At 72.7% G+C, this 21,790-nt stretch carries 25 protein-coding genes; 14 read left to right on the forward strand and 11 right to left on the reverse strand.

The window, feature by feature from the left end; genetic code table 11:
• Positions 1–6: 6 nt before the first annotated feature.
• Entirely contained in the window at positions 7–252 is a 246-nt protein-coding gene (locus tag Q1B24_RS09625) for a hypothetical protein (RefSeq protein WP_299926941.1), read from the reverse strand.
• Between the two features lie 253 nt (positions 253–505).
• Here Q1B24_RS09625 and Q1B24_RS09630 point away from each other — a divergent pair, with 253 nt between their 5' ends.
• Positions 506–1,549 carry a DNA polymerase IV gene (locus Q1B24_RS09630; RefSeq protein ID WP_299926944.1) on the forward strand — a complete coding sequence of 348 codons (1,044 nt, stop codon included), beginning with the start codon at positions 506–508 and terminating at the stop codon, positions 1,547–1,549.
• 76 nt (positions 1,550–1,625) lie between these two features.
• Here the strand turns inward: Q1B24_RS09630 and Q1B24_RS09635 are convergent, their stop codons facing one another.
• Positions 1,626–4,169: an ABC transporter permease gene (locus tag Q1B24_RS09635; RefSeq protein ID WP_299926946.1), complete on the reverse strand. Its 2,544-nt coding sequence runs from the start codon at positions 4,167–4,169 to the stop codon at positions 1,626–1,628.
• Between the two features lie 3 nt (positions 4,170–4,172).
• The gene (locus tag Q1B24_RS09640) at positions 4,173–4,964 is read right to left on the reverse strand and encodes an ABC transporter ATP-binding protein (RefSeq protein ID WP_299926949.1); all 792 of its coding nucleotides are present in this window, start codon (positions 4,962–4,964) and stop codon (positions 4,173–4,175) included.
• A gap of 116 nt (positions 4,965–5,080) precedes the next feature.
• Here Q1B24_RS09640 and Q1B24_RS09645 point away from each other — a divergent pair, with 116 nt between their 5' ends.
• On the forward strand, positions 5,081–5,683 hold the full coding sequence (locus tag Q1B24_RS09645; RefSeq protein ID WP_299926952.1) for a LysE/ArgO family amino acid transporter: 603 nt from the start codon (positions 5,081–5,083) through the stop codon (positions 5,681–5,683).
• A 209-nt stretch (positions 5,684–5,892) separates the two neighbouring features.
• Here Q1B24_RS09645 and Q1B24_RS09650 read toward each other — a convergent pair whose 3' ends face one another.
• Positions 5,893–6,084 (reverse strand): hypothetical protein, encoded by a 192-nt coding sequence (locus Q1B24_RS09650; RefSeq protein ID WP_299926955.1) that lies wholly within the window; start codon positions 6,082–6,084, stop codon positions 5,893–5,895.
• A 48-nt stretch (positions 6,085–6,132) separates the two neighbouring features.
• Here Q1B24_RS09650 and Q1B24_RS09655 point away from each other — a divergent pair, with 48 nt between their 5' ends.
• On the forward strand, positions 6,133–6,759 hold the full coding sequence (locus Q1B24_RS09655; protein ID WP_299926957.1) for a hypothetical protein: 627 nt from the start codon (positions 6,133–6,135) through the stop codon (positions 6,757–6,759).
• Between the two features lie 50 nt (positions 6,760–6,809).
• On the opposite strand, the gene Q1B24_RS09660 is transcribed toward Q1B24_RS09655, so the two are convergent.
• Positions 6,810–7,763 carry a WYL domain-containing protein gene (locus Q1B24_RS09660; RefSeq protein ID WP_299926961.1) on the reverse strand — a complete coding sequence of 318 codons (954 nt, stop codon included), beginning with the start codon at positions 7,761–7,763 and terminating at the stop codon, positions 6,810–6,812.
• 95 nt (positions 7,764–7,858) lie between these two features.
• On the opposite strand from Q1B24_RS09660, the gene Q1B24_RS09665 reads away from it, so the two are divergent.
• Positions 7,859–8,542 carry an alpha/beta hydrolase gene (locus Q1B24_RS09665; RefSeq protein WP_299926965.1) on the forward strand — a complete coding sequence of 228 codons (684 nt, stop codon included), beginning with the start codon at positions 7,859–7,861 and terminating at the stop codon, positions 8,540–8,542.
• A gap of 27 nt (positions 8,543–8,569) precedes the next feature.
• Here the strand turns inward: Q1B24_RS09665 and Q1B24_RS09670 are convergent, their stop codons facing one another.
• Entirely contained in the window at positions 8,570–9,613 is a 1,044-nt protein-coding gene (locus Q1B24_RS09670) for a serine/threonine-protein kinase (RefSeq protein WP_299926968.1), read from the reverse strand.
• A 169-nt stretch (positions 9,614–9,782) separates the two neighbouring features.
• Between Q1B24_RS09670 and Q1B24_RS09675 the strand changes: the two genes are divergently transcribed.
• From Q1B24_RS09675 to Q1B24_RS09695, 5 genes are all read left to right on the forward strand, one after another.
• The gene (locus tag Q1B24_RS09675) at positions 9,783–10,151 is read left to right on the forward strand and encodes a metalloregulator ArsR/SmtB family transcription factor (RefSeq protein ID WP_299926971.1); all 369 of its coding nucleotides are present in this window, start codon (positions 9,783–9,785) and stop codon (positions 10,149–10,151) included.
• Positions 10,152–10,176: 25 nt separating this feature from the next.
• A complete protein-coding gene (locus tag Q1B24_RS09680; protein ID WP_299926974.1) occupies positions 10,177–10,665 on the forward strand; it encodes an SRPBCC domain-containing protein in 489 nt (162 codons plus the stop codon).
• A 32-nt stretch (positions 10,666–10,697) separates the two neighbouring features.
• Positions 10,698–11,261, forward strand: coding sequence for a dihydrofolate reductase family protein (locus tag Q1B24_RS09685; RefSeq protein ID WP_299926977.1), 564 nt, complete (start codon positions 10,698–10,700; stop codon positions 11,259–11,261).
• Between the two features lie 30 nt (positions 11,262–11,291).
• Positions 11,292–13,130, forward strand: a complete 1,839-nt coding sequence (locus tag Q1B24_RS09690) for a Na+/H+ antiporter (RefSeq protein WP_299926980.1) — start codon at positions 11,292–11,294, stop codon at positions 13,128–13,130.
• Between the two features lie 85 nt (positions 13,131–13,215).
• Complete coding sequence (locus tag Q1B24_RS09695; protein WP_299926983.1) at positions 13,216–14,877, forward strand: FAD-dependent oxidoreductase; 1,662 nt, start codon at positions 13,216–13,218, stop codon at positions 14,875–14,877.
• A gap of 12 nt (positions 14,878–14,889) precedes the next feature.
• Here the strand turns inward: Q1B24_RS09695 and Q1B24_RS09700 are convergent, their stop codons facing one another.
• The gene (locus Q1B24_RS09700) at positions 14,890–15,267 is read right to left on the reverse strand and encodes a DUF1304 domain-containing protein (protein ID WP_299926986.1); all 378 of its coding nucleotides are present in this window, start codon (positions 15,265–15,267) and stop codon (positions 14,890–14,892) included.
• 106 nt (positions 15,268–15,373) lie between these two features.
• Between Q1B24_RS09700 and Q1B24_RS09705 the strand changes: the two genes are divergently transcribed.
• On the forward strand, positions 15,374–15,589 hold the full coding sequence (locus tag Q1B24_RS09705) for a hypothetical protein (protein WP_299926989.1): 216 nt from the start codon (positions 15,374–15,376) through the stop codon (positions 15,587–15,589).
• Between the two features lie 22 nt (positions 15,590–15,611).
• On the opposite strand, the gene Q1B24_RS09710 is transcribed toward Q1B24_RS09705, so the two are convergent.
• Positions 15,612–16,196 (reverse strand): DUF664 domain-containing protein, encoded by a 585-nt coding sequence (locus tag Q1B24_RS09710; protein WP_299926992.1) that lies wholly within the window; start codon positions 16,194–16,196, stop codon positions 15,612–15,614.
• A 92-nt stretch (positions 16,197–16,288) separates the two neighbouring features.
• Between Q1B24_RS09710 and Q1B24_RS09715 the strand changes: the two genes are divergently transcribed.
• Complete coding sequence (locus Q1B24_RS09715; RefSeq protein WP_299926995.1) at positions 16,289–16,528, forward strand: hypothetical protein; 240 nt, start codon at positions 16,289–16,291, stop codon at positions 16,526–16,528.
• Between the two features lie 9 nt (positions 16,529–16,537).
• Entirely contained in the window at positions 16,538–16,852 is a 315-nt protein-coding gene (locus Q1B24_RS09720; RefSeq protein ID WP_299926998.1) for a hypothetical protein, read from the forward strand.
• 27 nt (positions 16,853–16,879) lie between these two features.
• Here Q1B24_RS09720 and Q1B24_RS09725 read toward each other — a convergent pair whose 3' ends face one another.
• Positions 16,880–17,116: a DUF1059 domain-containing protein gene (locus tag Q1B24_RS09725; RefSeq protein ID WP_299927001.1), complete on the reverse strand. Its 237-nt coding sequence runs from the start codon at positions 17,114–17,116 to the stop codon at positions 16,880–16,882.
• A gap of 72 nt (positions 17,117–17,188) precedes the next feature.
• A complete protein-coding gene (locus tag Q1B24_RS09730) occupies positions 17,189–18,058 on the reverse strand; it encodes a sigma-70 family RNA polymerase sigma factor (RefSeq protein ID WP_299927004.1) in 870 nt (289 codons plus the stop codon).
• Between the two features lie 89 nt (positions 18,059–18,147).
• On the opposite strand from Q1B24_RS09730, the gene Q1B24_RS09735 reads away from it, so the two are divergent.
• Positions 18,148–19,308: a prolyl oligopeptidase family serine peptidase gene (locus Q1B24_RS09735; protein ID WP_299927006.1), complete on the forward strand. Its 1,161-nt coding sequence runs from the start codon at positions 18,148–18,150 to the stop codon at positions 19,306–19,308.
• 31 nt (positions 19,309–19,339) lie between these two features.
• Positions 19,340–20,245, forward strand: coding sequence for a phosphatase PAP2 family protein (locus tag Q1B24_RS09740; RefSeq protein ID WP_299927009.1), 906 nt, complete (start codon positions 19,340–19,342; stop codon positions 20,243–20,245).
• Here the strand turns inward: Q1B24_RS09740 and Q1B24_RS09745 are convergent.
• Positions 20,208–21,752 carry an alanine/glycine:cation symporter family protein gene (locus tag Q1B24_RS09745; RefSeq protein ID WP_299927012.1) on the reverse strand — a complete coding sequence of 515 codons (1,545 nt, stop codon included), beginning with the start codon at positions 21,750–21,752 and terminating at the stop codon, positions 20,208–20,210. The two genes, Q1B24_RS09740 and Q1B24_RS09745, sit on opposite strands and share 38 nt — an antisense overlap.
• Between the last annotated feature and the right edge of the window lie 38 nt (positions 21,753–21,790).

The raw sequence follows: 21,790 nt of genomic DNA on the forward strand, positions 1-21,790 counted from the left end.
CGTGGGTCAGTCGGACAGCTGGCCCTCGTCGACCTGCTCGGCGACCTCCTCCGAACCGGCGCCGTCCTCGTGGGCGCTCGAGTCGAGCTGGTCGGTGTCGACCGTGTCGCCGACGGAGGCGTTGCCCGCGGGCTCGGCGTCGAGCGCGCGCTGGCGGTCGGCGTCGCTGACCCGCTCGCCCGCGCCGGGGAACGCGGACTCCTCCGGGTGCTCGGCGTAGGGGTCGGGCCCGGTGGGGTTGTCGCTCGTCATGGTTGCGACCGTACGCCGACGGCGTACCCGCGCGATCCTCCCCAGGGGTGGCGGCAGATCGCCGCTCCGCCGCCACACCCCCGGCCCGGAACAGCCTGCTGGCCGGGGATTCCCGAAGTTGTCAGGCCGTGCCCGGGGCAGCATGTTCAGGAACCGCCGGCTGGCCGGGGATCGCTGAAGTTGTCAGGGTCTTCCGCGCGATCTCGCCCGCGCAAGGCCGTCGGCTGTCGGAACCCCGGGCCAGAATGGGCGGATGCCGCAGCACTGGGTGCTCCACGTCGACATGGACCAGTTCCTGGTCGCGGTCGAGCTGCTGCGCCGGCCTGAGCTGGTCGGGCTGCCGGTCGTGGTGGGCGGCCGGGGCGACCCGACGGAGCGGGCGGTGGTGTCGACGGCGTCCTACGAGGCCCGCGCGCACGGCGTACGCAGCGGGCTGGCGCTGAAGCTCGCCAAGCGGCGCTCCCCGGACGCGGTGTTCCTGCCGGTCGACTTCCCGGTCTACGAGGAGGCGTCGGCGCGGGTGATGGAGACGCTGCGGGCGACGCCGGGCGCCGTGGTCGAGGTGCTGGGCTGGGACGAGGCGTTCGTCGGCGTCGAGACCGACGACCCGGTCGCCGCCGCCCGGCAGGTGCAGGCGGCGGTGCTCGAGGCGACCGCGCTGCACTGCTCGGTCGGCATCGGCGACACGCTGGTCCGGGCCAAGATCGCCACCGACTTCGGCAAGCCCCAGGGCGTCTTCGAGCTGACGCGGGACAACTGGATGGAGGTCATGGGCCACCGTCCGACGACGGCGCTGTGGGGCGTCGGGACGAAGATCGGCGCACGTCTGGAGGCGATCGGCATCCGCACCGTCGCCGACCTCGCCGGCGCCGAGGAGGAGGCGCTCGTCGCCGCGTTCGGACCGACCAACGGTCCCCACCTCGGGCGTCTCGGTCGCGGCGGTGGCCGCTCCCGCCCCGACGACACCCCGTGGGTGGCGCGTGCCCACGGCCGCGAGACGACCTACCAGGCCGACCTCACCACGCCCGACGACGTCCGCGCCGCGCTGCGCGAGCTCGCCGCGCGGGTCGTCGACGACGTACGCAAGGAGGCGCGGGCGGTGCAGCGGGTGCACCTCAAGATCCGGTTCGCGCCGTTCTTCACCTTCACGAAGGTCCGCAAGCTCGCCGAGGCGACGTACGACGTCGACGTGATCGCGCAGACCGCCTTCGAGCTCTACATCGCGCTCGGCGACGACCGCCCGGTGCGGTTGCTCGGGGTGCGCGGCGAGATGGTGCCGCCCGACGGAGGCTACTGACCCGGACAGTGGAGCGCGCGGCCGCTAGGTCCGGCCGCGCGCTCCACTGTCGGTCGCCCTTGCCGACCGACCCGGGCTACTCCGTCGCGATGGCGTCGAGCACCTTCATCCGCGAGGCGCGGATCGCCGGGACGATCGCGGCGAGGACACCGAACACGACGGCGATCACCAGGAACACCACGAGCGAGCCGAGCGGCAAGGACAGGACGGTGAGGTCCTCCGAGAGCGACTGGCGCAGCGCGACCCCGATGAGCAGCCCGACCGCCAGGCCGAGGACCGCGCCGAGCACCGCGATGGCGATCGACTCCAGGGTGATCATCCGCCGCAGGCGTCGCCGGGACAGGCCGACCGCCCGGAGCAGCCCCACCTCGCGGGTGCGCTCGATGACGCTGAGGCCGAGGGTGTTGACGATGCCGATGACCGCGATGATCACCGCCAGGGCGAGCAGCCCGTAGATCATGAACAGCAGCTGGTTGACCTGCTGCTTGATCAGGTCGGCGAAGCCCTCCTTGTCCTGCACGGTGACGATCGGGATGTCGGCGACCACCTCGTCAAGCGCGTCGTGCACCTCCTCGACGTCGGCTCCCTCGGCGACGTTGATGCTCAGCACGCTGTCGTTGCGGCGCAGCCCGGCGTCCTCGAGCACGCTGATCGGCAGGGTGACGCCCTGGGTGATCGGGGTGTCCTCGAAGATGCCGACGACCTCGAGGTCGACGGTCTGACCACCGGGGAACGCCACCGGCAGGGACGTACCGACGTCGGCGTCGAGGTCCCCGGCCGTGGACTCGCTGAGGATGGTCTGGTCGCCGTTCATCTGCTGGGTGCCGCCCAGCATGTCGAGCTCGTAGATGTCGGCGAACTCGTCGTCGACGCCCATCACGAACGTCTGGTCCTGGTCGACCAGCGCCACCGAGCCCTGCATCCGCGAGATCGTGCCGACCCCGTCGACCTCCTCCATCTGGTCGCCGACCTCGGTCGGAAAGCCCTGGAAGCTCGGCGACTGGACCAGGAAGTCGCTGCGGAACTCCTGGTCGACGAGCTCGTCGTTGGTCGCGCTGAGCGAGGAGGCCAGCACGCCGACCGCCGACACCACGGCCAGGCCGATCATCAGGGCCGAGGCGGTGGCGCCCGTACGCCGCGGGTTGCGCAGGGCGTTCTCCCCGGCGAGCTTGCCGGCGGTGCCGAAGAGCTTGCCGAAGACCGCCCGGCAGGCGATCAGCACCGGGCGGCCGAGCACCGGGGCCATGACGGCGACGGTGATCACCCAGATCACCGAGCCCGCGCCGATCCATGCCGCGTCGGCCCCGGGCGCGCCGACCAGGCCGGCGGCCATCAGGGCAGCGCCGACGAGCAGGGCGAGGGTGCCGAGGACGATCCGGCGGCGACCGAGCGCCTTCTCCTGCACCGTCAGGTCGTCACGCAGGGCGGCGACCGGCGGCACCTTCGCCGCGCGCCGCGCCGGCACGAAGGCCGCGACCATCGTCACGCTGATGCCGACGACGTAGGCGGCGATGACCGTCGTCGGGGTCAGCACCAGCACCTCGCCGGCGATGTCGAGGCCCTGCGAGCGGAACACCGCGGCCAGCCCGCGCGCGAGGCCGAGCCCGAGCAGGAGGCCGAGCGTCGAGCCGAGCAGCGCCATGAGGAACGCCTCGATCAGCACCGACCGCGTCACCTGGCGGCGGCTCGCGCCGAGGGCCCGGAGCAGCGCCGACTCGCGGACCCGCTGCGAGACGAGGATGGAGAAGGTGTTGAAGATGATGAAGGCGCCGACCACGATCGCGATCACCGCGAAGGCGATCAGGAAGTAGCCGATGACGTCGAGGAACTGGCCGATCTGCTCGTCGGACTCGTCGATCACCTCCTGCCCGGTGACAGCGGTGAAGCCGTCGGGGAGCACCGTCTTGGCGGCGTCGGCGAGCTCGGTCTGGCTGACACCCTCGGCGGCCGTGAGGGCCACGGTGGTGAAGGCGTCCTCTCCGTCGAGGAAGACCTCCTGCGCCTGGCTCGTCTCGAGCAGCGCCAGCGTGGCACCGGCGGTGCCGCCACCGTTGAAGTTGGAGGTGCCGACGAGCTCGAACGACGTACGCAGCTCGCCGGTCGGCATCAGCAGCGTGACGTCGTCGCCGAGCTCGTAGCCGCCGCGCTCGGCGGACGAGGCGTCGAGGTTGATCTGGCCGGGCTGGTCGGGCCACTCGCCCGACTCGAGGATCAGGATCGGGTCGCCGGCGACGTTGACGCTGTCGTAGTAGTTGAAGACCAGCGTGGGGGCGCCGGTGCCGCCGACGAGCTTGCCGTCCTCGCCCAGGAGGTAGGCGCCGACGCCGTCGACGGACCCGTCGGCCGCGGCGACCTCGGGCAGGTCGGCCAGCCGGTCGACGACCTGCGGCTCGACGAGCTTGGTCGTGCCGGCCCCGGAGGCCTGGAACGACACCTCGCCCTCGGTGCGGACGATCGCGTCGGACGTCGAGCCCTCGATGATGTTGTCGAAGGTCGAGCCGAGCCCGTGGCTGAAGGTGAGGACGCCAGCCAGGAAGCCGATGCCCAGCACGATCGCCAACGTGCTCATGACCAGGCGGACCTTGCGGGCCACCAGGTTGCGCCAGGTGAGTCGGAACACCGCTCAGCCCGCCTTCTCGTCGGCGCGGGGCGCGCGGGCGGCGTCGGACAGGGCGCCCATCTTGACGAGGATCGCGTCACGGTCGGGGTCGCGCAGCTCGTCGACGACCTTGCCGTCGGCGAGGAAGAGGACCCGGTCGCTGTACGACGCCGCGACGGGGTCGTGCGTGACCATGACGACCGTCTGGCCGAACTCGTCGACGCTGCGGCGCAGGAAGCCGAGCACCTCGGCCGAGCTGGTGGAGTCGAGGTTGCCAGTGGGCTCGTCGGCGAAGACGATCGAGGGCCGGCTCACCAGCGCGCGGGCGCAGGCCACGCGCTGCTGCTGGCCGCCCGACATCTCGCTGGGGCGGTGGCCCAGGCGCGGGCGCAGGCCGACGGCGTCGATGACCTGGTCGAACCAGCCCTGGTCGGCCTTCTTCCCCGCCAGGTCGAGCGGCAGCAGGATGTTCTCCTTCGCCGTCAGGGTCGGCACCAGGTTGAACGCCTGGAAGACGAAGCCGATCCGGTCGCGGCGCAGGTTGGTCAGCGCCTTGTCCTTGAGCTTGCCCAGCGAGGTGCCGTCCACGACGGCCTCCCCGGACGTGGGCGTGTCCAGCGCCGCCAGGCAGTGCATCAGCGTGGACTTTCCGGACCCCGAGGGCCCCATGATGGCGGTGAACTCCCCCTTCATCAGGTCCACGGTCACCCCGTCGAGGGCCCGGACCTGGGCCTCCTCCGAGCCGTAGACCTTCACCAGGTCCCGTGCGCTTGCCGCGACGCCCTGCGGCGCCCCTCCCGTGGGCTGCTCAGTCATGGGAAGGAGTCTGGCAGGGGTCTCCGACGCGCGGCCATGGGATAACACCCGCAGCCGACCCTGACACTTGTCAGGGTCCGGCAGGGGTCTGGACCAGTGGCCCTAGGTTGTCCCGCGTGGGAGACGTCGTCGCCGGGCTGCTGACCGGGCTGTCGCTGATCGTGGCCATCGGCGCGCAGAACGCGTTCGTGCTCCGGCAGGGCCTGCGCCGCAGCCACGTCGGCCTGGTGGTCGCGATCTGCGCGCTGTCCGACGTCGTACTGATCCTCGCAGGGGTCGCCGGCATCGGGGTCCTCGTCGACCGCGCCCCGTGGGCGGTCGAGGTGGTGCGGTGGCTGGGCGTCGCGTTCCTGACCGTGTACGGCGTCCTGTCGCTGCTGCGCGCCCGCCGTCCGCAGGCGCTCGACGCGGGGGACGGGGTCGTCGAGGCGCACCGCGGCGTGGTCGCGCGGGCGGTGGCGCTGACCTGGCTCAACCCGCACGTCTACCTCGACACCGTGCTCCTGCTCGGGTCGATCGCCGGCACCCACGGCACACCGGGTCGCTGGTGGTTCGCCCTCGGCGCGTGCGTGGCGAGCATCGGGTGGTTCGCCGGTCTCGGGTACGGCGCCCGGCTGGCCGCCCCGCGCCTGGCCAGCCCCCGCGCGTGGCAGGTGCTCGACGTGCTCGTCGGCCTCGTGATGCTGGCGATCGCCCTCCGGCTCGCCCTCGGCGCCTGACCGTCGTACGCCCCTGCCGCGCGCCGCCGCGGGCCGCGCCGCGCCGCGCCGCCTGCCTCTCGCAGAGTCCCCGCTCATGCGGGGAGTCCGCCACTTCGTGGGGCGTACAACCCCCTCCAGGTGTCGGACTTCCCCCACAAGTCGCCTCAGGAGTACGCCGGCGGGCGCGGGCCGCGGCGTGAACCCGCGCGCCCGCCCGCGGGTCGATCTCAGGAGTCCTGGGGAGCCCGGGTCATCTCCGCCGCCTCGCGGGCGACGGCCTCGTCGTGACGGGCGTGGAGCCGGTCGCGGACCTCGGACGGCTCGTAGTGGCGGCGTACGCGCTCGTCGCGGGCGACGGCGGCACCGGTGGCGACCCCGGCGAGGATGCCGGCCAGGCCGAGGAGCTTCCATGCGCGCATGGCGGGAGCCTAGTCGTCGGGGCGTGGGCGCTGGGGCAGACTGCGCGCATGACCCTGACCCTCGACCAGGCGGTGGACCTCACCCGGAGCGGCGACATCTGGCTGTTCCGCGGGCGCCGGGCGCCGGACCGGGCCATCCGCGCGGTCACCAACTCGCCGGTCAACCACGTCGGGATGGCGGTGGTCGTCGACGACCTGCCGCCGCTGATCTTCCACGCCGAGCTCGGCAGGAAGCAGCTCGACGTCTGGACGGGGGCCCACCACCGCGGCGTCCAGCTCCACGACCTGCGCGACGCCGTGGGCCGCTGGCAGACCGAGTACGACCAGGACGCCTGGGTCCGGCAGCTCCAGCCCGAGATCGGCCGCGACGAGGAGGACGGCATGCTGCGCGCGATCGCCCGGCTCGACGGCGTCTCCTTCCCCAGCCTGACCCGGCTCGGCGCGCGCTGGCTGCGCGGCCGCGACGCGTACGTCCCGCGCCGCAAGCGCGGGCAGCGGGCCACCCCCGAGGCGGCCTTCTGCGCCGAGATCGTCGCCACCTGCTACATCGAGATGGGCATCCTGCGCGACGACCGCCGCGCGACCTGGTACGACCCGGGCAAGTTCTGGAGCGGTGACTACCTGCCGATCTCCGACGGCTGGACCCTCGGCACGGAGGTCGCGGTCAGCCGCTGACCAGGTCGAGTGCGCACGCGGTAGCAGTCGCCGCGGGCCGCGCACTCGACTCACTCGACGGACGCCGCCAGCCGCTCGGCCACCACCCGGACCGCGGCGCGGAGCTCGGGGCCGCCCACCACCGTGAACGGGAACGGGACGTTCGCGAGCCACTCACCGGCGTACGCCTCGGGGTTGCTGGTGCTGCCCACCAGCTCGCACCGGCCGTCGGGGAGCTCGCGCAGGTCGCCCAGCGTGGGGCGGACCCACGGCCGCAGCTCGCCGACCGGGACGTCGAAGACGACGTGGGTCTCGTGCTCCCAGCCCTTGCCGAGGTTGGCCTCGAGCTCGGCGGCGGGGTCGAGGTCGGCGGGCACGTCGAAGGTGCCCTCGAGCGGCTCGGCCCCGGTGATCCGGTCGATCCGGAAGGTACGCAGCGCGTCGGCGTGGTGGGAGTGGCAAAGGAGGTACCACCGGCCGTAGCGCACCACGACCGACCACGGGTCGACCTCGAAGGTGCGGGCGTTGCCGGCCGCGGTGCGGTAGTCGATGCGCACCTGCTGCTGGGCCGCCACCGCCGCGACGAGCCCGCTCGCGACCTCCGGGTCGGGTCGCACCGACGAGCGCTGCGGGACCGTACGCGCGGTCTCGCGCACCGCGGCCGCCTGCCGCGCGACGTTGGTCGGCAGCACCCGGAGGATCTTGCCCAGCGCGGAGCCCACCGGGTCGTCGGGGTCGGCGACCGCGTGGTGGGAGTCGAGGGCGGCCATCACCAGCCCGAGCGCCTCCGTCGCGGAGAACACCAGCGGCGGCAGCCGCAGCCCGCGCCCGAGCGTGTATCCGCCGTAGGGGCCGCGCGTGGACTCGACCGGGATGTCGGCCTCGCGCAGGATCGCGACGTAGCGGCGGGCCGCGCGCTCGGTGACCCCGAGCCGCGCGGCCAGCTCGGCGGCGGTGACCCCCGGCCGGGCCTGCAGGAGGTCCAGCGCCCGCAGCGCCCGCGCGGTCGGGCTGATCTCGCTCATGAGATGGATCCTGCCACCGGTTCCGGTCGTGGAGCGTCCGGAATGGTCCCTAGCGTGAGCAGCGAGGGTCGACGACACCGAACAAGGAGAGATTCATGGACATCGTGCTCATCGCCGGACTCTGGCTCGACGGCTCGGCCTGGGACGACGTGCTGCCCGAGCTGGAGCGGCTCGGCCACCGCGGCATCCCGGTGACGCTGCCCGGGCAGGGTGACGGCGCCACCTCGGCGTCGTACGACGACCAGGCCGCCGCGGTCCTCTCCGCGGTCGACGCGGCCGAGGGGTCGCCGCTCGTGGTCGGGCACTCCGCCGCGTGCACGCTGGCGTGGGTGGCGGCCGACCGGCGCCCCGACGCCTTGAGCGGCGTGGTCCTCATCGCCGGCTTCCCGACCACCGACGGCAACGCCTACGCCGACTTCTTCGACACCGACGGCGACGCGGTGCCGTTCCCCGGCTGGGAGCCCTTCGCCGGACCGGACTCCGACGACATGTCGCCCGAGCTCAAGGCCACGGTGGCGGCGGCCGCACACCCGGTGCCGGTGGGCGTCACGAAGGGGACGGTCCGCTGGACCGACGAGCGCCGCCACGGGGTGCCGTTGACGCTGGTGTGCGCGGAGTTCAGCCCCGCCCAGGCCCGGGAGTGGATCGACACCGGCGACGTGCCCGAGCTGTCCGACGCCACGGCGCTGGAGCTCGTCGACATCGATTCCGGGCACTGGCCGATGTTCACCCAGCCGGCGGCGCTGGCTGCCCTGATCGACGAGGCGACGAGGCGCTGACACGGGCAGGGGCCGCGCCCGGGGACCTCAGTCCAGGAGCTCTTCGGGGCCGGCCGCCATCGTCGGCAGGTCGGCGGGTGCACGGTCGACGGGCCTGTCGGCCGGCTTGTCGGCCGCGTCGGCGGGCAGGTCGGCGGGCTGGTCGACCGGCTCGTCGGTGACCGAGACCGCCTCGAGCGGCGTGGACGGCGTCAGCGGCGTGACCGGCAGGACGACGTACCCGCCCGACACGCCGGAGCCGAGGTCCACCTCGACGTCGGCGAGCTCGGCCGGGGCCACGCCCAGCGACACGGCGACGGCCAGCGCGTTGTCGGGCCGGTCCACGGGGTCCTTCTGGAGCAGCGAGGCCACCACGTCGCGCAGGTCCTCGGGGACGTCCTCGCCGAGCGGCGGGGGCGGCTCGTTGACGTGGCACAACGCGGTCGCGATCGGGGTGCCGCGGTCGAACGGGCGCTTGCCGGTGAGCATCTCGTGGGCGACCACGCCGAGGGCATAGAGGTCACTGGCGCCGGTGGCCTGCTGACCGATCGCCTGCTCGGGGCTGATGTAGTTGGGCGTGCCGAGCATCTCGCCGACGCGGGTGTGGCCGATCGCGTCCATGGCGCGGGCGATGCCGAAGTCGGTGAGCTTCACCAGCCCGTCCTCGCGCAGCAGGATGTTGGCCGGCTTGACGTCGCGGTGGACGACACCGGCGTCGTGGGCGGTGCCGAGGGCGAGCGCGGCCTGGCCGAGGATGGACCGCACGGCCTCGGCCTGCATCGCGCCCTGCTCGCGGATGATCGCCGACAGGGGCAGGCCCTGGACGAGCTCCATCACGAGGTAGGTGCGGTGGTCGTCCTCGCCGTAGTCGAAGACGGTCGTGATGTTGGGGTGCAGGAGGCTCGCCGAGTGGAGGGCCTCGTCGCGGAAGCGCTCGGCGAAGATCTCCTCGTTGTCGGGGTCGGCGCGCATGACCTTGACCGCGACGTCGCGCTTGAGCACGTCGTCCAGGCCGCGCCACACGTCCGCCATGCCGCCGGAGGCGATGCGCTCCTGCAGGACGTAGCGGTCCCCGAGACGGAGTCCTTCCACGAGCCTGTGCACCGGGCGTGCCCCACTTCTCTCGAATCAGGCGCGCGACGGCGCACCAGAAACCGACGGTACTCCGACTTACGTCCATTCCTGCCTTTTCCGACCCGGCGCCCACCCACGAGGGTGGAACCATTGACAACGTACAACCATTTAGTTGTACGTTGGTCGCATGACCGACGACGAGGACCGGGCGGACGCCTGGTTCCACGCACTCTCCGACCGCACGCGGCGCGACATCCTGCGGCGCGTGCTGGCCGGCGAGCACTCCGTGTCGGCCCTGGCGCGCAGCTATGACATGAGCTTCGCCGCCGTCCAGAAGCACGTCGCCGTGCTCGAGCGCGCGGGCCTGCTGACCAAGCGTCGTCAGGGTCGCGAGGCCCTGGCGAGCGGCGACGTCGAGGCCGTGCGGTCGGTGGGCGCGATGCTCACCGACCTCGAGGCCCTCTGGCGCGGCCGCATCTCCCGGATGGACGAGCTCTTCGCCGAGCAGACCCGCCAGCAGCAGGACCAGCACCCGACCCGGCACGACCGCCCCTGACCCACGCACAGAACGGACCGAACCCATGCCTGTCACCGACGTTCAGCACGACCTCGACGCCCTCACCCTGACCATCACCGCCGACTTCGCCGCACCCGTCGAGCGCGTGTGGGAGGTGTACGCCGACCCGCGCCAGCTCGAGCGGGTGTGGGGACCTCCCGGCTACCCCGCCACCTTCGTCGACCACGCCCTCGTCCCCGGCGGACGGATGACCTACTACATGACCAGCCCCGAGGGCGAGAAGTACTACGCCTACTGGGAGGTCACTGAGGTCCACGAGCCGAGCCGCTTCGACTTCAAGGACGGCTTCGCCCTCGACGACACCTTCGCCCCCAACACCGACATGCCCGAGTCCGCCAACACCTACCGCTTTGAGCGGACCACCGCAGGCACCCGCGCCACCTTCGTGGGCACCTACGCCAGTGCCGAGGACCTGCAGAAGGTGCTCGACATGGGCGTCGTCGAGGGCTCCAGCCTGGCCATCAACCAGATCGACGACCTGCTCGCCGCCTGACGAGCCGCCCCCACACGGAAGAGAGACCAGAGATGCGACCCCTCGTCGTCACCGAGTTCATCACCGCCGACGGCATCGTCGACTCCCCCGGCGGCGGCGACCACCCCCACGCCGGCTGGACGTTCCGCGACGTCGACTTCGTCGAGGAGGCCTACGACATCAAGGGCCGCGAGATGGCCGACGCCACCGCGCTGCTGCTCGGCCGCCAGTCCTACGACGAGTTCGCCCCGGTCTGGCCGTCGATGGAGGAGTTCGCGACCTACAACGCGATGCCCAAGTACGTCGTCTCGACGACCCTGGCCGGCGACACCGCGCCCTGGGGCGAGGGCACCGTCGAGGTGCTGCGGTCCCTCGACGACGTCGCAGCGCTGAAGGAGACCGACGGCGGAGAGATCCACGTCCACGGCAGCGCCCGCCTCGCCCAGGGCCTCGCCCGTGCCGGGCTCGTCGACCGCTACCACCTGCTGGTCTTCCCGGTCCTCCTCGGCAGCGGCAAGCGCCTCTTCGCCGAGGGCGACAAGACCGGGCTCCGGCTCGTCGAGCACGCGGCGTACAGCAACGGCATCACGCTCCAGCGCTACGACGTCGTGCGCTAGGACAACCGCTGGCGGTGGGAGACTCGCCCGGTGGAACTCGCCCTGCTGCTCGTCTCGATGGCAGCCGTCGTCCTGGCCGCCACCGCCGTCAGCGAACGCCTGCACGTCCCGGCGCCGCTCCTGCTGGTCGTCGTCGGCGCCGCAGCGGCGTACGTCCCGGGGGTGCCGACGATCCACCTCGAGTCCGAGGTCGTCCTGCTGGGGCTGCTGCCACCGCTGCTCTACGCGGCGGCGATCCAGACCTCGCTGGTCGACTTCAACGCCAACCGGGGCGCCATCCTCCGGCTCTCCGTGGTGCTCGTCGTCGTCACGGCCCTGGCGGTGGCCGTCGTCGCCCACTGGCTGGTGCCGAGCCTGGGCTGGGCGGCGGCGATCGCGATCGGGGCGGTCGTCGCACCGCCGGACGCCGTCGCAGCCACGGCGGTGGCCCGCCGCATCGGGCTGCCGAGACGGGTGGTGACGATCCTCGAGGGCGAGTCGCTGCTCAACGACGCCACCGCCCTCGTCACCCTGCGTACGGCGATCGCCGCGCTCTCGGGTGGAGTCACCCTGGCCGCGGTCGGCGGCGACTTCGTCCTGGCCGCGGGTGGTGGCGTGGCGATCGGCGTCCTCTTCTTCCTCCTCGTCGCCCGGCTGCGCAAGCACGTCACCGACCCGCTGATGGACACCGCGATCTCGTTCCTCACGCCGTTCGCGGCGTTCGTGGCGGCGGAGGAGATCCACGCCTCCGGCGTCATCTCGGTCGTCGTGGCCGGCCTGCTGCTGGGCCACAAGGCGCCGATCATCCAGACCGCGCAGTCGCGCATCACCGAGCGGATCACCTGGCGCACGGTGGCGTTCGTGCTGGAGAACACCGTCTTCCTCCTCATCGGCCTCCAGCTCGACTGGATCCTCCAGGACGTCCAGGCCTCCACCCTCCCCACCAGCCGCATCGTGCTCGTGTGCCTCGCCACCCTGGTGACGGTCGTCGTGGTCCGCCTGGTCTACATGCAGGCCACCGGCTTCCTGCGCCGGCGCGACCCGATCCCGGCGTCGTGGAGCTTCCTCATCGGCTGGGCCGGCATGCGCGGCGTGGTCACCCTCGCCGCCGCGTTCGTCATCCCCGAGGACGCGCCGCACCGCGAGGTGCTGCTGCTCGTCGCCTTCACCGTGGTGGCGGGCACGCTGCTCGTGCAGGGGCTCACGCTGCCGCTGATGACCCGCCTGCTCGGCGTACCGTCCCCCGACCCCGCCGAGGACGCCCTCGCCCGAGCCGGGCTGCTGCAGCAGGCGGCGGACGCCGGCTTCGCCCGGCTCGAGGAGCTGGAGTACGACGACCACCACGGGGTCGTCGACCAGGTGCGGGCCCGCGTCGACCAACGCACGTTCGCCGCCTGGGAGCAGCTCGCCACCGCAGCCGACGCCGAGACGCCGTCGGAGCTCTACGCGCGGATCCGCGGCGAGATGATCGACGCGGAGCGCGACAAGGTGCTCAAGGTGCGCAGCCGGGGCCACGTGCCGTCGGAGGTGGTGAGCCAGGTCCTCGGCATGCTCGACATCGAGGAGTCGATGCTCGACGCCGGCTCGGCGGCGCGCGCCGGCGTACGCAACGGGACCCTGGCCTTCGCCGGCGGACGCACCTGCGACGACCTCGACACGCACCCCGCCGTGGACACGGTCGATGATCCCGCCTGCGCCACGTGCCTCGCCGACGGCACCCGCTGGGTCTCGCTGCGCCAGTGCCTCACCTGCGGCAACGTCGCGTGCTGCGACTCGTCCGTGGGCCGGCACGCGACCGCCCACTTCCACGACAGCCTGCACCCCGTCGTGGAGTCCGCCGAGCCGGACGAGTCGTGGCGCTGGTGCTACGTGCACAACCTCACCGGCTGAGCCCGATATCTGAGGACGGCGTGGACGTCGGACGGGCCCATTTCCGACCGCGGCGTCCTCAGATATCGGCCACTACGCTGGAGGAATGGGAGCGCCTGCGATCGTCATCGCCTCCACCCACCACGCGGCCGAGCTGGGCGAGGCGTTCGCCCGCTACGAGCGCGAGTACGACGTCCGCATGGCCACCGACGAGGCCACCGCCAAGGCCTGCGCCAAGGAGCTGCTCACGACCGGGCACCCGGTGGCGCTCTTCGTCGTCGACAGCGACCACGACCAGGAGAAGCTCTACCAGCTGATCAACGGCACCCGGCAGGCCGTGCCGACCGCCCGCCGGCTGATCGTCACCCACGTCAGCCGCTTCCGCGAGGACAACCAGACCTTCCGCCACGCGGTCGCCGCCGGCAAGGTCGACGCGCTGCTGCTGATGCCGCAGGGACCGCGCGACGAGGAGTTCCACCTGGCCGTCGGCGAGCTGCTCAACGAGTGGAACGCCACGGTCGCAGCGCCGGTGGTCGAGAACGTCCGCATCATCACGCCCGAGAAGGACGCGCTCGCCCGCGACCTGCTCGACTACCTCGCCCGGGTGGGCATGCCCGCCGGCGTGCACCACCCCGACAGCGAGGTCGGGCGCGAGGTGATGGCGAGCTGCCCGGAGGACGAGGGCCGCTGGCCGGTCGTGTCCTCGCTGGCCGGCTGGTGCGGCCACTGCCCCGACGTACGTTCGCTGGCCAACCAGCTCTACGGCCGCCCCGACGACATCGACCTCGACGAGGTGGTCGACCTCGTCGTGGTCGGCGCGGGGCCGGCCGGTCTCGCGGCCAGCGTGTACGCCTCGAGCGAGGGGCTGACCACCGTCTGCCTCGAGGCCGAGGCGATCGGCGGGCAGGCCGGCACCAGCTCGATGATCCGCAACTACCTCGGCTTCCCGCGCGGCATCTCCGGCATGCGGCTGGCCCAGCGCGCCCGCGGACAGGCGCTGCGCTTCGGCACCCGCTTCTTCACCGGCTGGCCGGCCACCGGCATCTCGCAGTGCGAGCACGGCGACCACCACGTCGTGCACACCGACGGCGGCGACGTCCACGCGCGGTCGGTGCTCGTCTCCACCGGCGTCGACTACCGCCGGCTCGGCGTGGACTCGCTCGAGGAGCTGGTCGGGCGCGGGGTCTACTACGGCGCCGCGATGGCGGCCGCACGCGAGCTCGCCGGCGACCACGTCGTGGTGGTCGGGGGCGGCAACTCCGCCGGCCAGGCCGCGATCCACGCCGCCCGCTTCGCCTCCTCGGTCACCGTCGTGGTGCGCCGGCCCGAGCTCACCGCCACCATGTCGTCGTACCTCATCGACGAGATCGAGTGGAACCCCCGCATCGCCGTGCGGCCCTGCACCCGCGTGGTCGACGGCGGCCCGGACGACGTCGGACAGCTCGCCTGGCTCGACATGGAGGACGTCGACACCGGCGCGCGCGAGCGCGTCGAGGCGCGCGGGCTGTTCCTGCTGCTGGGCGCCGCTCCCGAGTGCGGCTGGCTGCCGGACGCGGTGCTGCGCGACGAGCGCGGGTTCGTCCTCACCGGGCGCGACGTCCCGACCGAGCACTGGGCCGACGGCGTGCCGCCGGAGGACCTGGCGACGACGGTGCCGGGCATCTTCGCCGGCGGCGACATCCGCGCCGGGTCGATGAAGCGGGTCGCCTCGGCGACGGGCGAGGGCGCGTCGGTGGTGTCCTCGGTCCACACCTGGCTCGGCCAGTAGGCGGGCGGTCCCCTACAGCTCCAGCAGCAGGAAGAGCACGGCGAGTGCCGGCAGGGTGCCCTGGATGAGCGCCGGACGCAGCATCCTCCGGTCGTGGGTGACGAGCACGACCGCCGCGGCGAGCATCGAACCGGTGCCCGCCAGCGCGAGAGCCGAACCGACCCAGTGCTCCGTCCTCAGCAGCGCCAGGCCGACGAGGGTGATGATCGCCAGGAAGAGGTTGTAGAAGCCCTGGTTGTAGGCCATCGGTCGGGTGATCTCGGCCTCGGACTCCGACGTGCCGAAGGTCCGGCGCGTGGCCGGGTGGGTCCAGCGGAACGACTCGAGCACCCAGATGTAGACGTGGAGGAGCGCAGCCAGCAGCGAGAAGCCCACCGTGAAGAACGTCATGCGCGCACCCTAGGCCCGCCTACCCCTGGGAGGGTGGCACTCCGTCCGCGGGCGGCGCAGACTCGCCTCGACCCGGCCACCCGGCCGTGAGATCGAGGGAGGTCCCATGGGACGACTGATCGGCATCCTGCTCGTCATCTGGCTCGCCATCGGCGCGTTCGCCGCGTTCCAGCGCGGCTACTTCGAGGACACCCCGTCCAACTGCTCCGAGACCGGCGACATCGCGCTCAACATCGTCGCCGGGCCGCTCAACTACACCGGCCTCAACCCGAAGGTCGACTGCTCCGACATCAACGTCGACACCCCGGAGCCGAGCGAGTAGGCCCCCGGTCCGGCCCGACCGGTCAGAGCCAGGCCGGTCGCCAGTCCTCCGGCGGGTCCTCGCCCACCCGGCCGTCGACGGCTTCGCGGAGCAGGTCGGCGTGGCCGGTGTGCCGGCTGTACTCCTCGAGCAGGTCGACCAGCAGGCGGCGCAGGCGCGGGTGGTTGCCGTTGCCGTCGTCGACGTGGGCGAGGAGGTCGAGGCCGCCCTCGGCCAGGGCCACCTCGATCCTGGCGGTGTTGCGCACGACCGCCTCGTCGAAGACGGCGTACGTCTCGGCGGCGCCGAGCTGCTCGGTGGTGAACTCCCACTCGTCGGTGCCGTCGTGGCCGAGCGAGCGCCATGGCTCGATGAGCTCCTCGCCGCGCAGCTTCGTCGTGAGGTAGTAGTCCTCCGCCATCGCGAGGTGGAGGAGCAGGCCGCCCAGCGAGAGCGCCGACGGCGGGAGCCGGTGGCGCAGGCCCGCCTCGTCGAGGCCGTCGGCCTTCCACCGCAGCGTCGCGCGCATGCGGCCCAGCGCCCCGGTCAGGTGCTCGGCCTCGGTGCCGTCGATCGGGGGCTCCCACGGCGGCGGGACCCAGGGGCCGGACGTCTCGTCAGTGCTCATGGCGTCACGCTAGGCCGGGTTCCGGACGAACAGGTGCCGGAACGCGGCTGAGCGCGGGCCATCCGACCGGGCACCCGGCGCCGAACACCCGCGTGCGTGACCTCGACCTCCTGTTCGCCAGCCGCAGCGTTCCCGAGCACCTCGTCCGCGGGGCGGTCGGCCTGCCGTTGCTGGTGGCCGCTTTCGTCCTAGTGGCCTGGTGGGGGCCGCTCGCGCTCCTCCTTGCCGTGCCGGCCGTCGTGCTGCTGCGCGGGTGCCCGGGGTGCTGGGCGATGGGGCTGTCCCAGACCTGCGCCCTGCGGTCGGACGGTCGTCGTACGACCCCTCGCTAGGCTCGCCGCGTGCCCGACCTCTCCCGCGTCCCCACCGCCCCCCTGCTCGCCGGCGGCCTCGTCGGCGGGTTCGCCCTCGCCCAGCGGACCGGCGTACGTCCCCTCGGCGGGGCCGCGATGCTCGGCGCCAACCTCGTCGCTGCGCGGCAGTGGTACGCCGTCGGCGGCGCCCCGCTGGTCGCCGGCCTGACGGCGGCCTACTGGACCGCGATGGGCGTCTCGCACCCGCTCGCGAAGAAGGTCGGCACCTGGCCGTCCGTCCTCGGCGTCACCGCGGCTGCGTCCGCCGCCGCGTGGGTGCTCGCCGACCGCCGCTCCCGCTGACCCCCGGGTCGCCTCAGCCCTCGCCGGTCAGCCCTCGGGAAGGGCTGCGAAGGCGGCCTTCATGTCGCGGTACCACCCGAGCGACTTCTTCGGGTGCCGCCAGCGGGCCTTCATCTCGTCGCGCGCCGGCTGGTGGGCGGCGTCGCCGGCCTTCTCGGCCTGCTTGAGGTGCTGGTCCTGCGCGTTGATGACGTCGTCGTGGGTATCGCCGCGGTGGGCGACGTCGCAGGGGCCGCCGAGCTGGCGGCAGGTCATGGTCTTCATGTCCGTCTCTCCTCCTGGTGTGGCTTCACTTCACTGACGTACGTCGTCGCGCGGGTGTGACCGCGCGCCGGGTCACCGGACCGAGGGCCCGTCGCGGCGGACGACCCGGGCCAGCAGGGACGGCTCGGCGCGGAAGGTGATCGCCCGGACCCGCCCGTCGACGACCTCGAAGTCGAAGACGACCGCGGCCGCGCCCCGGTGGAACCAGGCCGACGCCGGACGGTCGCCCACGAAGACGGCCATCGCCGCCTGCGCACTGCCGTTGAAGAACGCCGCGACCTCGCCACGCCCCTCGATGGAGGCGGGGGTCCCGGCGAGCACCGCAGCCTCGTCGGCGCCGACGACGGCGTCGGGTGCGAGCAGCTGCAGGAGCCGGTCGAGGTCGCCGCCGCGGGCCGCGGCCATGAAGGCGTCGACGACCTCCCAGTCGGCCAGCGCGTCCTCGGGCGCCGGCTGGGCGACCTTGGCCCGGGCCCGCGAGGCCAGCTTGCGGGCGGCCACGGGTGAGGTGTCGAGGACCGCGCCGATGGTGGCGAAGTCGAAGCCGAAGCTGTCGTGCAGCACGAAGGCGACGCGCTCGCGCGGGGACAGCCGGTCGATGACCGCCTGCAGCGCGATGCCGACCGTGTCGGCCAGCGCGACGTCGTCCGCGGGGTCGGCCACCGGATCGGACGACGGGTCGAGGGCGGCGTCCTCGAGGTGCGGGTCCTCGACCGGGACGGGCGTCCGGGAACGGAGCCGGTCGAGGCAGAGGCGCGTGGTGACGGTGGTCAGCCAGGCCGCCAGGTTGTCGATCTCGGTGCCGTCGCGGGTGACGGCCCGGTCGAGCCGCAGCCAGGCCTGCTGCACCACGTCCTCCGCCTCGGCGTGGTCTCCGAGCACGCGCGTCGCGATGCCGAGCAGCCGGGGACGTTCGGCCTCGAAGGCCTCGGTCCGGTCCATGGGTCCCACCCTTCCGCGTGCAGGTCGTCTCGACCAGTCGACGCACCAGCGGCCGCGGATGTGACCAGCCGTCGCGCACACTGGAGCGCATGACCGCCCTCCGGCCCCGACCCGCCGGTCCGGTCGCGACCGTCGCCGCGGTGCTCGTGCTGCTCGCCGGCTGCTCGAGCAACGCGGGCGAGGCCGACCCGCCCGGCTCCGCGGACAGCGCGAGCAGCACCCGAACCAGCACCGCCACGGCCGAGCCGGACGAGCAGCCCAGCGAGGAGCCGACGGACGAGCCGACCGAGGAGCCCACCGAGGAGCCCACGGAGCAGCAGACCGCGGAGCCCGAACCGGCGCACCCGGTGTCGATGGCCACCCTGGCGCAGGCCGACCTGACCGGCGGCGGCCTGCGGCTGGGCGCGGTGCGCGAGCGCACGCCCGCCTACACGTCGTACGACGTCACCTTCGCCTCGACGACCAACGGGCGGGGCACGGCGCCGCTGAGGATCAGCGGCGTGCTCAACGTGCCGACCGGGCGCGGGCCCCGGGGTGGTCAGGGATGGCCGGCCGTGGTGCTGGCGCACGGCTACATCGACCCGGCCGTGTACGTCCGCGGCCAGGGCATGACGCGCGAGCGCGGGTTCCTGGCCCAGCGCGGCTACGTCGCGCTGCACGTCGACTACCGCAACCACGCCGAGTCGACCGACGACCCGCGCATCGAGCAGGCGGTGCGCCTCGGCTACGCCGCCGACGCGATCGCCGCGCACCACGCGCTGCGCAGGTCGGACGACGTGCGGGTCGATCCCGACCGGATCGCCCTCTTCGGGCGGTCGATGGGCGGCGGCGTGATGATGAAGGCGCTCACCGCCGAGCCCGGGCTCTTCGCCGCCGGGGTCGGGTGGGCATCGGTCTCGAGCCTGGAGGCGGAGAACTTCGCCCAGTTCCAGCGTCCGGACGCACCGCTGCCGACGCTCGAGGCGGAGTTCCGCGGGCGGCACGGGCTGCCCGCCGAGGATCCGGCGTTCTGGCGAGGCGTCTCGCCGCGACCGCTCTTCGACGAGGTCACCGAGCCGGTGCTGATGGTGCACGGACGGTTCGACGACACCTGCCCGCCTGCGTGGGCGCGGGCCACCCAGCGCGCGATGACGCAGGCGGGCGTCGACGCCACGCTGGAGTGGTACGACGACGGGCACGCGTTCGGGCCGGCCTTCATCGCGGCGATGGACCGCACGGTCCGCTTCCTCGACGCCCGGATGCCCGCCTGAGGCCCCTTCGTCGGCGTGCCACGATGACGGCATGACGACGGAGCGCATCGCCGCGGTGGTGCGCCCCGCCCACGAGCAGTGGCAACGCTGGCGCAGCACCGCGGCCTGTCTCGGCGTCTGCCTGCTGAGCTGGGTGGCCGTGGTGTGGCTGGGTGACCGCAGCCAGCAGACCCGCCTGGGCCAGGCCCTCGACCAGGTGGGCATGGACGCCGTCGTCGGGGACCGGGCCGCCACCCGCCAGCTGGTCGCCGTGCTCGGCAACGTCTCGCTGGGCTCCGTCGCGCTCGCCGTCGTCCTGTTGATCGCGACGGCCGTGCTGCGCCGGCGCTACGCCGCTGCCGCGGCGGCGGCCATCCTCGTCGTCGGCGCCAACCTGACCACCCAGGCGCTGAAGGCCTGGTCCGAACGGCCCGACTTCGGCAACCTGACCGTCGCGAGCTACCCGAGCGGCCACGCGACCGTGGTCGTGTCGCTGGTGCTCGCCGCCCTGCTGGTCGTGCCGGGTCAGGCACGGACCACGGTGTCGCTCGTGGGCTCCGCCGCGATCACCGTCACCGCCACCGCGATGCTCGTCGCCAGCTGGCACCGGCCCGCCGACATCGTGGGCGCCGTGCTCGTGTGCCTGGCGTGGGGCACCGCGGTCCTGGTCGTGTGGAGCGTGCTGCGCGGTGGCATGTCAGGCGTCGACCCCGGCCGGCCGCACCGCATCTTCGCGACCACCGGCGTCGTGCTCGCCGCCGCCGGCCTCCTCGCGGTCGGCGTACGCCCCGGCGGGGGCTGGTCGGGCTTCCTCGACGCCGGGGTCGTCCTGGCCGGCATCGCGCTGGTCACCGCCCTCGCCGTCACGACGTACGCCCAGCTGTCCGCGCCCATGGGCGTGGGTGAGGACGCGCCGCCCCTCAGGTCGTGGCGCGCTCCTCGACCGGGACCTCCGTGATCTCGCCCGTACGACGACCCTCCCGGAAGGACCGCAGCTCGTCGCGCACCTTGGGCAGGAGCAGGTAGCAGCCCAGCAGGTTGACGATCGCGCAGACGAAGAGCATCGAGTCGGCGAAGGTGATGACCGAGGTGAAGGTGATGACGCTGCCGATGACGGTGAAGGTGCAGAAGACGACCTTGAAGATCGCCTCGCTGCGCCGGGACCGTCCGAAGAGCTCGGTCCAGGCCTTCATCGTGTAGTAGGACCAGGTGATCAGGGTGGAGAACGCGAAGAGCGCCACCGCGATGGCCAGGATCACCGGGAACTGCGGCAGGAAGGTCTCGAAGGCGCGTGAGGTGACCACGACGCCGTCCGGCGTGGGACCGCCGCCGGCGACGACCTCGCGCTGCTCGTCGTAGTAGGCCGAGTCGGCGATCACGATCGTCAGGGCGGTCATGGTGCAGATGACGACGGTGTCGATGAACGGCTCGAGCATCGCCACGAAGCCCTCGCTGACCGGGTGCTTGGTCTTCACCGCCGAGTGTGCGATGGGTGCGGAGCCGACCCCGGCCTCGTTGGAGAAGGCTGCCCGCTGGAAGCCGATGATGAGGACGCCGATGGCGCCGCCGGCGACGCCCTCGGGGTTGAAGGCGCCGGAGATGATCTCGGCGATGGCGGCGGGGACGTTGACGAGGTTGCCGAGGATGACGAGCAGGCAGGTGCCCAGGTAGAGCAGCGCCATCGCGGGGACGAGTCGGGAGGTCACCTGAGCGATGGAGGTGATGCCGCCGATGATCACGGCGCCGACGAGGAACGCCAGCACGAGGCCGAAGATCAGCGCGGAACCCGAGGAGCCGAGGAAGCCGTCCTCACCGCCGGTGACCTCCTGCGCCTGCGCGAAGGTCTGGTTGGCCTGGAACATGTTGCCGCCGACGGCCCCGAAGAGGAACAGCGCGACGGCGAAGATGACGGTGAGGGTGCGGGAGGCGCCGCTGCCGAACCGCTCGAAGGCGATCGGGAGGTAGCGGAACGGTCCCCCGGTGACGGTGCCGTCCTCGTGCACCTCGCGGTACTTCACGCCGAGCGTGCACTCGACGAACTTCGTGCACATGCCGAAGAGGCCGGCGATGATCATCCAGAACGTCGCGCCCGGACCACCGATCGTGACCGCCGCGCCGACACCGGCGATGTTGCCCAGCCCGACCGTGCCCGACACCGCCGAGGACAGCGCCTGGAAGTGGGTCACCTCGCCGGGGTCGCTCGCCCGCGAGAACTTGCCGCGCACCAGGTCGAGGCTGGTGCGCCAGGACGTGAACTGGATGCCCCTGAAGTAGATCGTGAACACGATCGCGGCCACCACGAGCCACAGCACGATGAGGGGGAAGGTGACCCCCGCGATCGTCGGCGCGTAGAAGATCACCGAGGCCACCGCCTCGGCGATCGGGTCGAAGGCCGAGTTGATCGCACTCTCGACAGTGGAGATCCACTCCCACTGCGTGGCCAGGACCGTCGCATCCGGGTTCATCCCCAGGATGCAACCAGCCGTCCCCGGTCGACCTCAAC

Origin of the sequence: uncultured Nocardioides sp., from assembly GCF_947488025.1 — a bacterium.
GTDB lineage: Bacteria > Actinomycetota > Actinomycetes > Propionibacteriales > Nocardioidaceae > Nocardioides.